This is a genomic window from Chamaesiphon sp. OTE_8_metabat_110 (assembly GCF_031382685.1).
Taxonomy (GTDB): Bacteria; Cyanobacteriota; Cyanobacteriia; order Cyanobacteriales; family Chamaesiphonaceae; genus Chamaesiphon.
This window is the reverse complement of the sequence record NZ_JANMZA010000197.1, coordinates 1-12,145: the sequence shown is the minus strand read 5'-3', so window position 1 is coordinate 12,145 and position 12,145 is coordinate 1. Positions and strand designations below refer to the sequence as shown.

13 protein-coding genes and 1 tRNA gene are annotated in these 12,145 nt (G+C 46.9%); 4 read left to right on the top strand and 10 right to left on the bottom strand.

What is annotated here, in order from left to right; translation table 11 throughout:
* Window positions 1-11 precede the first annotated feature (11 nt).
* From RMO52_RS07275 to metG, 8 genes are all read right to left on the bottom strand, one after another.
* Window positions 12-1,238: an S-layer homology domain-containing protein gene (locus RMO52_RS07275; RefSeq protein WP_310412350.1), complete on the bottom strand. Its 1,227-nt coding sequence runs from the start codon at window positions 1,236-1,238 to the stop codon at window positions 12-14.
* A gap of 298 nt (window positions 1,239-1,536) precedes the next feature.
* Entirely contained in the window at window positions 1,537-1,671 is a 135-nt protein-coding gene (locus RMO52_RS07270) for a ribbon-helix-helix protein, CopG family (protein WP_015157766.1), read from the bottom strand.
* Between the two features lie 161 nt (window positions 1,672-1,832).
* On the bottom strand, window positions 1,833-1,976 hold the full coding sequence (locus RMO52_RS07265; protein WP_309742785.1) for a hypothetical protein: 144 nt from the start codon (window positions 1,974-1,976) through the stop codon (window positions 1,833-1,835).
* Between the two features lie 26 nt (window positions 1,977-2,002).
* Window positions 2,003-3,205, bottom strand: a complete 1,203-nt coding sequence (gene ftsZ / locus RMO52_RS07260; protein WP_310412346.1) for a cell division protein FtsZ — start codon at window positions 3,203-3,205, stop codon at window positions 2,003-2,005.
* Window positions 3,206-3,449: 244 nt separating this feature from the next.
* Window positions 3,450-4,271 carry an FtsQ-type POTRA domain-containing protein gene (locus RMO52_RS07255; protein WP_310412343.1) on the bottom strand — a complete coding sequence of 274 codons (822 nt, stop codon included), beginning with the start codon at window positions 4,269-4,271 and terminating at the stop codon, window positions 3,450-3,452.
* Between the two features lie 56 nt (window positions 4,272-4,327).
* The gene (lptC, locus tag RMO52_RS07250; RefSeq protein ID WP_310412341.1) at window positions 4,328-5,449 is read right to left on the bottom strand and encodes an LPS export ABC transporter periplasmic protein LptC; all 1,122 of its coding nucleotides are present in this window, start codon (window positions 5,447-5,449) and stop codon (window positions 4,328-4,330) included.
* A gap of 23 nt (window positions 5,450-5,472) precedes the next feature.
* The gene (locus RMO52_RS07245) at window positions 5,473-6,078 is read right to left on the bottom strand and encodes an NYN domain-containing protein (protein ID WP_309737689.1); all 606 of its coding nucleotides are present in this window, start codon (window positions 6,076-6,078) and stop codon (window positions 5,473-5,475) included.
* Window positions 6,079-6,217: 139 nt separating this feature from the next.
* Window positions 6,218-7,837, bottom strand: a complete 1,620-nt coding sequence (metG, locus tag RMO52_RS07240) for a methionine--tRNA ligase (protein WP_309737690.1) — start codon at window positions 7,835-7,837, stop codon at window positions 6,218-6,220.
* 451 nt (window positions 7,838-8,288) lie between these two features.
* Between metG and RMO52_RS07235 the strand changes: the two genes are divergently transcribed.
* Window positions 8,289-8,360: transfer RNA gene (locus tag RMO52_RS07235), tRNA-Lys, on the top strand.
* Between the two features lie 454 nt (window positions 8,361-8,814).
* Here the strand turns inward: RMO52_RS07235 and RMO52_RS07230 are convergent.
* Window positions 8,815-8,967 carry a hypothetical protein gene (locus RMO52_RS07230; RefSeq protein ID WP_309737691.1) on the bottom strand — a complete coding sequence of 51 codons (153 nt, stop codon included), beginning with the start codon at window positions 8,965-8,967 and terminating at the stop codon, window positions 8,815-8,817.
* A gap of 316 nt (window positions 8,968-9,283) precedes the next feature.
* On the opposite strand from RMO52_RS07230, the gene RMO52_RS07225 reads away from it, so the two are divergent.
* The 3 genes from RMO52_RS07225 (at window position 9,284) to crtR (ending at window position 11,686) form a co-directional block, all read left to right on the top strand.
* The gene (locus tag RMO52_RS07225) at window positions 9,284-9,559 is read left to right on the top strand and encodes a DUF1778 domain-containing protein (RefSeq protein ID WP_310412334.1); all 276 of its coding nucleotides are present in this window, start codon (window positions 9,284-9,286) and stop codon (window positions 9,557-9,559) included.
* Window positions 9,552-10,055 carry a GNAT family N-acetyltransferase gene (locus RMO52_RS07220; RefSeq protein ID WP_310412331.1) on the top strand — a complete coding sequence of 168 codons (504 nt, stop codon included), beginning with the start codon at window positions 9,552-9,554 and terminating at the stop codon, window positions 10,053-10,055. The genes RMO52_RS07225 and RMO52_RS07220 overlap by 8 nt, the downstream gene beginning before the upstream one ends.
* 725 nt (window positions 10,056-10,780) lie before the next feature.
* Window positions 10,781-11,686 carry a beta-carotene hydroxylase gene (gene crtR / locus RMO52_RS07215; RefSeq protein ID WP_309741113.1) on the top strand — a complete coding sequence of 302 codons (906 nt, stop codon included), beginning with the start codon at window positions 10,781-10,783 and terminating at the stop codon, window positions 11,684-11,686.
* Window positions 11,687-11,936: 250 nt separating this feature from the next.
* Here crtR and RMO52_RS07210 read toward each other — a convergent pair.
* Window positions 11,937-12,145 (bottom strand): hypothetical protein (locus RMO52_RS07210; protein WP_310412327.1); only part of this gene is annotated, 209 nt, incomplete at its 5' end.

The window sequence follows — 12,145 nt, the reverse complement described above, 5'->3', positions numbered from 1 at the left end:
TTAATTATTAATTAATTTAAGGTCGCCTCCCGTGCGGATATACCTTCACTATTGGCACCAAAATACCATATTGCGATCGCCACCTCGCCTAATGTCACTGTTTTCTTTGGTTGAAATAAAGTCGTGTAGCCAAATACTCTTTTGATGTTCGCCTGGTCGCCATTTTGAAAGTCGGCTAATACTGCCCGCATGGCTTTGGGATCGATTTTACCCGCATCTTGAAAGCCCCATGTTTGCTTGACGGCATCTAGAGAGGCTGCTGGGAGCGGTTGACGGGTATCTAAGGGCACTTTCCACAAAATCATCTGCTCTCTAGTCACAGGGGCTTCAGGGCGAAATAGCACGCTAGTAGCGTCACCGCTGAGGGGACTGGGAATCAGTCCTGCTTCGGCTAAGCCTTGAATGCTGGGAAAGTCGGGATTGGTAGTGGGGACGTCCTGAAAGGCTGGCTTGGCATCGCTCGTGGCTAACTTGAGCTGTTGGGTGGGCTTAGTGCCATTAATCCGGTTGTGGGCGGCAACCAGCCACCGGGCGTATTCGCGGCGAGTGACGGGGCGACTGCTTGGTGGTGTCTTGCCAGTGGCGCTAGTTTCGGCACTAGTGAAGACACCGAGCTTGGTTAGATCTGCGAGATATTCGCCAGTATTGGCTGGGGCAAGATTATTGCTGAGCGGTTTTGGGCTGGGAGTCGGCGTACTGCTGGGTGCCGGACTGCTAGGTGCTGGCGTTGGGGTAGGGCTGGCAGTTGTGGCGAGTAGGCTAATTGTATAAGTAGTGACTCCAGTTTGTTGCTTGTCCGTACTAGGCTCGGGTGCGATCGTCACGTTCGATCGATCTGGTTGAGTGGCGACTAGTTGGGGAGCAGTATCGCTGGGCTGAGTGACAATTTGCCATTGCTTAGCAGTGAGTTCTTGCTGATAAAATTTGTAGACAGACTCGATCGGATCTGGAGTCGTCCAAGTGGTAACAATCCCTCGATCGTCAGTGCGATCGGTATTTAGCAATTTTGCCTGTGGATACTGCGGAAAATCGGCGGGAAGATCGTTGGTGGTTGGCTCGGCAGCAGTGGGTTGTTTGAGCTTGGGATCTGGGGCGAAGGTATCTTGTACTGTTTTCCCATTGCAGCTAGAGAGCAAAATAGGTGTACTCATTGCTAGTGCGGCTAACAATCCAGACCGACAAATCCCAAAAATAGCGAGACGAATCGGCGATCGCCGATTCGGTTGTGAAGGTAACACAATTAGTTACAGTATAGAGACGAACATAACCTAATTATACTAATATTTTTGCGGTCGCAGCCGCTAACCACTAATCGGTCGTTCGATAATTAATAATTAATAAAGGCGTTGCTGGATTTGGGTATGATTTATCAAACTGCAATCGATGAAACCCCTACCCAGGGTTTCATACCTCAATCCAGGAACACCATTAATAAATAATAAATAATAATTAATTATTAATTATTATTTATTACTTTCTAGTTAGCCAATTATGACTGTAATTTAGATCTGCCCGATCGACCGATCGGGTACTCGATCAGATCTTAGCTTGTAAAGATCTAATAAATTCCCTAATAATATCGGTTTTGGTGCGTTCGGTTTTCTCGGCAAAAGCTTCGAGAATTCTTAGTTCTTGTTCGGGAATTTTCACATTTAATTGTTTTAAAGACATAGTTCTTGTGTTTGAAGGGATGTTATACTGCTGTTGTTGGTTCATAATTTTCGGGTCGATCTAAGCTGATACATTTTGTTGGTATGGGGAGACATTGCTGTGTACAGTAATTACTTCCGCAGCAACTTAGTTGTCGATTGTAGTTGAATGTGAGTGTAACATCAACTATCGACAATGGATCGAGACTGAGATTTAAAGCCAGACTTATAGCTACCAACTGCTTGGCGCTGGTGTTGATGCTGTTGACGTTCGACATCAACTCTACCGCAAACTAGTAGCAGCAACCGATCGATAGTTACTGCCACTTGTCAGAGCGTCGTCTAAAGCAGATTTATTTAGGGCGACGATTTTGCAAGAAAGCAGGTAAGTCAGCACCAGCATTTTGAGGCGGCTGAGGTTTTGGGATCTCATTCGTTTGTTTGCGCGGTTCGGATTGAGGCGCTGGATTCGCGCGGGCAGGTACGCTGGCTGCCCGAGGACGGCTGCTGGGTTCGGCAATCTCGCCTGTAAATCCGGTCGCAATCACCGTAATTCGCATTTCGCCCTGCATCTGCGGATCGATCACCGCACCAAAGATAATATTCGCATTGGGATCGACAACTTCGTAAATCGTTTCCGCAGCGGTATTGACTTCAATCAGGGTCATATCCGCACCCCCAGTGATGTTCAAGACGACCCCGCGCGCACCTTCGATCGAAGATTCGAGTAGTGGCGAAGTAATTGCCTGAATAGCGGCTTCCCGCGCGCGCGATTTGCCCGAGCCTTCACCAATGCCCATCAGTGCCGAACCAGCGTCAGCCATTACCGTGCGCACATCGGCAAAGTCAACGTTGATCAGCCCCGGGATAGTGATAATATCCGAGATGCCTTGTACACCCGATCGCAGTACGTCATCTGCAATCCGAAATGCCTCTTGGACGGGGGTTTGCTCGTTGATCGCTTGGAGCAGTTTATCATTGGGAATGATAATTAAGGTATCAACTTGGCTTTGCAGTCCACTAATCCCTTCTTCTGCTTGGTTGGTGCGCCGACGTCCTTCAAAGGTGAAGGGACGCGTGACAACACCGACAGTCAGAGCACCCATTTCCTTGGCAACTTCTGCCACGATGCGGGCTGCACCCGTGCCAGTTCCACCTCCCATTCCAGCCGTAATAAAAACGAGGTCTGCTCCTTCGAGAGCGTGCGCGATTTCTTCACGAGATTCTTCAGCAGCTTTTTGACCGATGGCGGGATTGCCCCCAGCACCGAGTCCTCGGGTGAGTTTTTGACCTAGTTGAATCCGCCGCGTTGCATCGGAGTGGGATAAAGCTTGCGCGTCAGTATTCATCGTCCAAAACTCGATGCCTTCGATATCGCTGGCAATCATCCGATTTACCGCATTGCTGCCGCCGCCGCCCACGCCAATTACTTTGATCCGAGCGGCGTTGCTAAAAGTGATACCTTCAGACATTTGTTCATCCCTTGGTATGTTGTAACCATCTCGGATTGAGTGGCTTTTGAATCCTGGATACGAAAGTGGAATAGAGTTAGTCATGCGCTAGCTATTTGTAAACCATTTAAAGCATAGTAACCCGCATTATAGGTATTTTTGGAGCTTACTTAGACATCTGGGGTATAGAATTTGGGTGAAATTGACCAAACTGCGACAACATCGATCTTGAGATAGATAATTGTTCAGCTATAATATAGAGATTGTAGATTACTTATTTTCAAATCTAGATATCGCTACGCGTATACTATTTATGTAACTTGATGTATTAAACATCAAGACTGCACCTCTATGGCGTTGGTTCGATAACCTGACTGGGAGCTGGAGTAGACCGCTTGAGCTGGAACTCAGGAGAGTCGGGATTATCGAGATCTAGCTGTTCTACTTCAGGTAGAGTGTGTTGTTGCCAATTGCGGAGTCGATCGAGCTGCTGCATTTGTCGATCCAGTCGCGACTTATCGCCGATCGCTCCCAATCTAACCGTACCTAGTTCCGTCTGCAAAATTAAATTTTGGGGATTGCGACAGTCCACAATCCCGATCGCGACCGGACTAGTCCGCATCGCTTGGTAGAGTTGCGGCCATTTAGAGCAGGTGCCTTGGGCTGGCAGTCTGAGTTGTAATGTCGGCAGATTTCGCCACACCGCCGGACGATAGCTAGAAATTGGCAATTGTAGCCCGCGTTCGTCGATAAATATTTGAGCGTGAGTAGTTTGAGTCGGCATAATCCGCGCAACTGGCGGAAAATCTTGAATCTGGACGATCAGATGGGGCGGTAGGACGCCACGATCGATCTTGACATTGGCAACGGCACTGCGCTCGACTAATTGCGTAGCTAGCTGTGCGGGTGCTAATTCCATGATGAGTTTTGGGTAAGGAATTGCCAACATCGATCGCACCGTTGCGTCGCTGAGATATTGGTTGCCTTCGATGCGGATCTGCTCGGGTTTGGAAATCGTCCAATCGGGCTGACCGATTGCCCATCCCAAGCCAGCTACAATCCCGAGCGTACAGGTAAATCGCCATACAGAGGTAATGACTCTAATGCGTCGCTGCTGTCGTAACTGCTGGTGACGCTGCTTTAGTTGTTCTCTAGATTCAGGCTGGTACACGGGACTTGGGGAGTGGGGAAAGTTAGGCTTTAGGCTCTAGGCTTTAGGGAGAATAGTTAGTTGGGGATAAATTCAGTTTGAACTCGTTGCTTGCCATCACTGCTCACCACGATCGAGCGATCTTGGAGCTTGCCAATGCCACGAGTACCAGTAAATTTAATCGCTGGATTAATTTGTTGATAAACTACATTACCAGTTCCAGTGAGTTGTTGGGAAGAGATTTGCCAGATTAAGCGATCGCTGCGAAGTCTTGCTTGGTTGCGGCTGGACGTGCCAATGGCATTGCCTGCAAGTGTCGCCGTCGCGGCTTTGAGCGCCAATTCGCCAGTACTGGCGGTAAATACGAGTGCTTCTTGAGGGTATAAGATCGTGAGGGGTCGATCGGCGGTAACTAATTCGCGATCGAGATCCCACCCAAATGATTCACCATCGACCTGGATGAGGGGATTGACAGCATTCAATCGCACCTGACCTTGTAGATTGACAATTTTACGATCGAGTACGGTAGAGAAGCGATTGGTAGTGACTCGCTCGGTGATGGCACTACCGCGATAGCGCTGCATTTGCGCCAGTCGGTCGCCGATAACTTTTTGGTCTTTCACCAGCCAGGTCAGATGTTCGGTCTGCATCGCTAAGCGTGGCTCGGTAGCAACTGCCGTAATTTTACCATTGAGATCCAACTGTTGCTTGCGGCTGACGTATCTCCCCTCAGTCGCATTCACTTGAAATTTGGGCTGATTGGCTTGGACGCGATCGCGAATCGTCAGTAAATCGGCTTTGGGTTGCCATTCGACTGTTTGACCGCTCATTACTAAGTTATTGCGAGTTTCAGTAGCCACGACATCGCCACTGAGCAGCACTTTTTCGCCGTCTTGTTCGACTTCGCCAGCCTTAGCGACGATCCGCAGGACAACTTTGCCATCTTGATAGAGATCGCCACTTAAGTTAGTAATTTTGGCACGCTTGCCGTCGGGTGTGTAGACACCGCGTTCGGCACGCACTTTCCACAAGGGTTTGCCTTGTTTATCTACTTGCTCGAAACTGAGATTGTCTAGTTCGAGCCGAGCGGCGATCGGTTTTGGTTTAGGGCTAGGTGGTGGCTTAGGCGCTGGACGACAGCTACTGATACTTGCAAGCGCGATCGTCAAACCAAGTCCGATCCAACGATCTACTGTCATCCTCGACCTAATTTTTCTCATTCCTACAACCGATCTAAGTCTAGATAATCGGGAGTGACGCCGAGAATATTGTTATTGTTTCTGGGCGTTTTCTGGATTTCTTCTTTGACATTTTCCAGATCGATGTAACGATCGGAGACATTGATCAGACTATCGCTGGTCATCGATCGTAAGCTGACTACTTCGACGCGGACACCCCGATAGCTCACAGCATCGACAGCATACGCCAAATCGCCATCGCCACTCACCAAAACTGCTGTATCGTAAGATCCCACCAATGCCATCATATCGACGGCGATTTCGACATCGAGGTTGGCTTTTTTAGAACCGTCTGGTAGTTGCACCAAATCTTTGGCAATGACTCGATAACCATTCCGCCGCATCCACAGCAAAAATCCCTGCTGTTTTTCATTGGTGCGATCGACTCCAGTATAGAAAAAAGACCGAAGCAGCCGGGAACCGCCAGTCAGGCGTGCCAGCAGCTTGGTGTAATCGATTTCAATATTTAGTTGTAGTGCTGCATAAAATAGATTAGACCCATCGACAAAAATTGCGACTCTGCCGCGATTTTCGAGAACTTGCTGGGCTGAAAATATGGAATTTTCATCATGGTTGAAACTGTTCATCATTATAAATCTGATTTTAAATTTAAAAAAGTTTTAAAATTGAGAGTTTAAAAAAAAGTTGATTTATAGATTCGAGCCGATCGGTTACGCTCGATTTACTATATCGAGCATAACAGATTAAAAAAGATTAATTACTCACATGTCACCCTAACTCTAACTTGACAAAAATTGGCTGCGGCTCGCCCAGGCTGCTGTCAGCTTTTAAAATTCCCCACTTGCGATGCTGTTCCCAATCGGCAGGAAGTGCTGGCTTGTCGCCAGGATCGAGTAAATTATCGGCACCACAAATCGAGTCAAAGTCTACATCCAATCCGAGTTGGCGATAGATATCGGTAGCGATCTTGGGGATAATGGGCGACAGTAAATAAGCTGACAGCCGGATGGACTCTAGCACAGCAGTTAGTACTTGGGCTAATTCAGTCTGTTTATCTTGCTTAAATAGCGTCCATGGAGCCAGATCGTCTACATATTTATTACTCGCGTATACCAAGCTAAAAATTGCCTCGCAAGCATCCTTAAAGGCTAAATTTTGATAAGCAACATCGACCCGTGCGCCCAGGGTTTGTCCTAATACATGGAGGGGATTGTCGTCGGCAATCTCGCTAGCGTTACTAGGCACTCGACCCTGACAATATTTTTTAGCCATACTAATAGTGCGATTGACTAAATTCCCCAAACTATTAGCAAGATCGGCATTGACGATATCGATAAAGCGGGACTCATTAAAGTCACCATCTTGACCGAACTCGATTTCCTTGAGAAAGTAGTACCGTAACGGCTCGGCACCATAGCGATCGACTAAATCGATCGGATCGATCGCATTGCCTTCACTTTTACTGATTTTTTTCCCATCTTTGGTAAAGTAACCGTGTGCGAATACCCGCTCTGGCAGTGGTAGCTCTGCGGACATTAACATGGCTGGCCAATAGACAGCATGAAAGCGTAAAATATCCTTACCGATTAAATGTAAATTAATCGGCCACCGCTTGCCCAGAGCATTGTCTAGCGTGGGTTGGACATCGGGATCGAGCAAGGCAGTCATATACCCGAGTAACGCATCGAACCAGACATAGATTGTCTGCTCGGGATCGGTAGGTAGCGGGATACCCCAATCCACATTCACGCGGGAAATCGAAAAATCTTGCAACCCTTGCGCCACAAATTTCAAAACTTCATTGCGACGACTCGGGGGGAGGATGAAATCGGGACGCGCTGCATACAAAGCTTCTAATTGCTGTTGGTATTTAGATAATCTAAAAAAATAGTTACTTTCGTCACGCCACTCTACTTGCTTGCTGGGATGTAAGGGACAGTGCTTGTCGGCGAGGAGATCGCGTTCTTCCTTAAACTCTTCGCAAGAAACACAATACCAACCCTGTTGCGTACCCTTGTAAATATCGCCCCGATCCCACACCCGCCCAAAAAATTCATTGACGATCGCGTGATGATTGGCAGATGTCGTGCGGACAAATCGGTCGTATTTGACATCTAGCTTGCTCCACAACGAGTCAAACTTAGCAACGATACGATCGCAGTGGACTTGAGGATTTACCCCGGCGGCAATCGCCGTCCGCTCGATCTTTTGCCCGTGCTCGTCTGTGCCAGTAATTAACAGCACATCACGACGATTGAGTCTTTGCCATCTGGCGATCGTATCGGCAGCCATCGTGGTGTAGGCATGACCGATATGCGGGATATCGTTGACGTAGTATAGCGGTGTCGTGACAGTAAAAGACGATGAAGCGATCGCAGCGTGGTTCATATAATAGGTCAGATGTGGCGGACTCTGGCGGGGAATAGGGGCTGTGCCCGAGCAACAATGTAGCAAGTTAGACTCGATCGCCCGCACCGCTAGCTACAGCTTTGACTGGATCTAGATCCATTAGCGGGGACGATCGGGATCGAGCGGGTACAGTTCACACCTGCGGATCGCAGCCAAAGCACTGAAAATAATCTTTGGCATCGATAATCAAATCGATGACCCACTGTGACTGCTAGCCACCACAAGTCCTGCTGTAACCGATCGCCGATGCCGATCCAACAGCACAAGTAACGGTTCTTTGTTGGTAGGGCAATCTTGAGCAGACAGCAAAAGTTGCGATCCTGGTTTGTCCGAACTTAGCTCCAGTCTCCATCATAAATGAGGTTGACCGACTTCCACTGCTCTATTAATTATTAGTAATTGGTTTGGTGTTAGAATAATTGAGTATTCAGGGCCACTAGCTCAATGGTAGAGCATCGGACTCTTAATCCGTTGGTTCCGAGTTCGAGCCTCGGGTTGCCCATCTCCTCAAACCTCGCCCCGCGCGGGGTTTTCGAGTTTCTACTCATATTTTGGCTTTACCCGATCTGGGTTCGATCGCTTATTTATTCGTGTCTACTGGGTTACGTTTGGATTATATTTGAAAATATTGAGTATCTTTTTATACCTCAAAGCCTAAGAATCCCAAAATCCCAGCGGGGCAGCCTGTAATTAAAGTCAACCACCAACGCTTACAGATAGTTTTAAGTTATCGCGGTGTTAGGAAATATCTATCGGTATCCAATCGCGCCGCCAATTAGCGGTAACTCTACATATAACCGATTCCGATAACCTGCTATCAACTATCTGACGTGACGATACCTGCACTCGTCGGTTACAGCACCATAGTATTTGGGACATCTGGCTTAGACGATCTGCTCTTGAGTGGGCTGGTAAGCTTCAGATAGTTCACGATCTTTGGGCATAGCACACCAAACTCAGATACCCAAAAATCCAAATGTAAGGCTGTAGGCTGCAACGCGCTGTCTCATCCCCTCTCTAACTTTGACTGCTGGGTGCTTTTCATCTGCGGCAAGTCCTGTTCTGTCTTCGAGCGATCGAACTGGTTGGCGATTTTTGTTAACTTTCATTTTTTGTTTCCTCGATTGGTTTGTATCCCAAATTTAACAGGCACCCGATCGAGTTGTTGTGATATAGAGAGAGAAACCAGTCCAGACGGGAACGACTAAAAAATTTCTAAAAGTGTCCTGATACTCAATCTAACTACGTGAATACACGAAAAACCAATGAAAGAACAAGGGCTTCAAGTTGTCAAAAACTTGGGATCGGGTGATTAGAGTGTCGAAGTCGCAGGTCGATCGTTCATAAAGTGACCTTGTTGTTATTTATTGACGCTCCGGCATTATGCCGAATAAAATTAATAATATAAACAGGCATCAAAAAATTATGGACGATACACTAACTCGAATAGAAGCAAGAATCACACCAGAGACAAAAGCAATGATTCAACAGGCGGCGGACATTGAGAGCTGTAGTTTAGCTGAGTACTTATCTAAGAGCGCACAGGCGGCGGCACAATTAACGATCGCAAATCACAACGTCCTAAAACTCAGTGCGGAGGGTAGCAGAGCGTTTGCTGATGCTATTCTTAACCCCAAAGAGCCAAACCAGAAACTAAAAGACGCTGCGGCTCGGTACAAACGAGAATTCGGTAATGCTTAGTATCGAATTACTAGATAGCAAGAAGCACGATAGAACGACATTCCACTGTGGTGTAGATAGTTTGGATGACTATATCAAGACTAGGGCATCTCAGGAATTAAAGAAGCGGGTATCTACACCTTATGTACTGACTGACTTACCAGAACGCCAAGTATTGGGATACTATTGCCTATCTTCTTACTCTATCGCTTCAATCGAACTTGATGAATCAACAGCCAAGAAGCTACCCAGATACCCGCTATTACCAGCGATTCTACTCGGACGATTGGCTGTAGACTCACGGTATCAGGGCAAAGGGTACGGTGGATTCTTATTACTCGATGCGATGAAGCGATGTCTTGAATTGTCAACTCAACTAGCGGCAGTGGCGATGGTGGTCGATGCGATCGGTCAAGGCGCGGTAAGTTTCTACAAAGATTACGGTTTCATTGAATTTCCCGACGATCCGATGAAACTATATATTTCGATAGTTGAGTGCGAGAAACTGGGGCTTTAATCAAAATACCCCCACCCGTGAAGGCGAGGGCTAGATCGATCGATAGTGTCTCCGTTAGGAGAATCGGTAGACTGTTGCAAGCAGTTCAAACAAATATCGGTAGTACTAAATATTATGGCATTATCACAACTAGAATATAAGTAGCTGGGCGTAATTAAATATAAGATATCGTGTAGGGTGGGCACTGCCCACCAGCTATGTTTCAGACATAATCTATCTTATAAATAATTGCATCTACCTACTTAGATAGGATATATCGAGCGATTGGGGTAACATTTTTTCTAACAGGCTGGAGTTTAGATATAGAGTCAAAGTGGATCGGACTCTCGATTCTGTTGCGCCGAGTTCGAGCCTCGGGTTGCCCATTCTAGGTGTTAGCGATAGAGCAGTATGTTACAAAATACAACGCTCGTCAAAATGCCAAAAACTTATCGATCGACTAAAGATAACAAATCCTCAGCGTTCGAGCGCGATCGATTAGGTAGGGTTATTACTTTTGTGGAAGTGTAATCGACATTTCGCCACAGGGAGCGGTTTTGGGTGTGTTTTCTCTCGATCGAACTCCACTGGTAGTATCGAGGCGATCGACTGTTTGACAGCACATTTATCGAGATTCTGACCTTCACATTAGATTAAAAAATTTCACAAATCTTTATCATCTGCTGGGATTAGCGTATACTACGAAAGCAAGGCTAAATCCCAGTTTTTAAAGGAGCGAAAATCTAATGTCCGAGGCGCAGCAGCCCCTCAGAGTCCCTAGGGAATTTTTGGGACCGCCTGATGACTTGAATCCCAACGTCTTCATGTTCTTTGGCGCAATTGCACTAGTAACGATCTCCACGATCGGCTATTGGCAATGGCAGTTCCCAGGTTGGTGTTGCTTCGGCTTCAATGTCTTGGCTCTACATATGGCAGGGACGGTTATTCACGATGCTTCTCATAATGCAGCGCATCCCAATCGGGTCGCCAATGCAGTGATGGGGCATGTGAGTGCGTTGATGTTGGGATTTGCATTTCCCGTATTTACTCGCGTCCACATTCAACACCACGCCAACGTTAACGATCCCGACAACGATCCCGATCATTTCGTATCGACAGGTGGGCCACTCTGGCTGATTGCAGCTAGATTTTTTTATCATGAAATCTACTTTTTTCAGCGCAAGTTGTGGCGAAAATACGAGCTATGGGAATGGTTCTTTAGTAGATTATTAGTGGGGTTAGTAATATATGTTGCCTGTCAACATGGATACACGGGATTTGTTTTTAATTTTTGGTTCTCGCCTGCTTTAGTGGTTGGGTTAGCACTAGGACTATTCTTTGACTATCTACCCCACCGTCCATTCACAGATCGCAACCGCTGGAAAAATGCCCGAGTCTATCCCGGTGCGATCCTAAATATCCTCATTTTTGGGCAAAACTATCACCTAATTCATCATTTGTGGCCGTCGATCCCTTGGTATAAGTATCAAGCTGCCTACCGAGCGACCAAGCCATTACTCGAATCAAAAGGATGCCATCAGTCATTGGGATTATTACAGGGCAAGGATTTTCTCCATTTTGTCTATGACATTTTTCTGGGGATTAGGTTTCATCACAAGTCCGATCCCGTCAAGTCAACACCCCAAGAATAACGATCGCGCTGAAGATCTGGGTCGATCGATCTGCGGTTAACAGCAATGGGCTGGGCAATTGCCCAGCCCATTGTTTTGGAATTGGGTCGCGATCGGCTATTATGGCTTTGAGAAAACGAGCCGATCGTTACTAACTATACATTCAGTAAGGCTGAATTTTTTTAATCGCTCTTAAATTCAGAAAGCGTTAGCTAGGAACATATTGCAGCGGATTAGACGGCATGTTCGATCGAGTTTGTCAGCTAAAAACTTAGTAACAAATTTTACCAGCAGCTATAAAATAGCTGCCCAATTGCTGAAGATCGATCGTATTTATTGCCGAATTACCTGTAGAATTTAAGCAAAAATAAGTAATCTCGACCGCGTTGGCGGAGCCTCTCTGTTCGCGGAGCGTCCCGAAGGGAAGGAGAATCGCTTGGAATTTGGAGGAAAAACCTATCAGTAGCACAATCACCACCC

Bases quoted from the DNA above. Each gene is read 5' to 3' on its own strand.
- crtR (WP_309741113.1), top strand. From the start codon at position 10,781: ATGTCCGAGGCGCAGCAGCCCCTCAGAGTCCCTAGGGAATTTTTGGGA.
- lptC (WP_310412341.1), bottom strand. From the start codon at position 5,449: ATGACAGTAGATCGTTGGATCGGACTTGGTTTGACGATCGCGCTTGCA.
- metG (WP_309737690.1), bottom strand. From the start codon at position 7,837: ATGAACCACGCTGCGATCGCTTCATCGTCTTTTACTGTCACGACACCG.
- RMO52_RS07225 (WP_310412334.1), top strand. From the start codon at position 9,284: ATGGACGATACACTAACTCGAATAGAAGCAAGAATCACACCAGAGACA.
- RMO52_RS07220 (WP_310412331.1), top strand. From the start codon at position 9,552: ATGCTTAGTATCGAATTACTAGATAGCAAGAAGCACGATAGAACGACA.
- RMO52_RS07270 (WP_015157766.1), bottom strand. From the start codon at position 1,671: ATGTCTTTAAAACAATTAAATGTGAAAATTCCCGAACAAGAACTAAGA.
- RMO52_RS07230 (WP_309737691.1), bottom strand. From the start codon at position 8,967: ATGAAAGTTAACAAAAATCGCCAACCAGTTCGATCGCTCGAAGACAGA.
- ftsZ (WP_310412346.1), bottom strand. From the start codon at position 3,205: ATGACTAACTCTATTCCACTTTCGTATCCAGGATTCAAAAGCCACTCA.
- RMO52_RS07245 (WP_309737689.1), bottom strand. From the start codon at position 6,078: ATGATGAACAGTTTCAACCATGATGAAAATTCCATATTTTCAGCCCAG.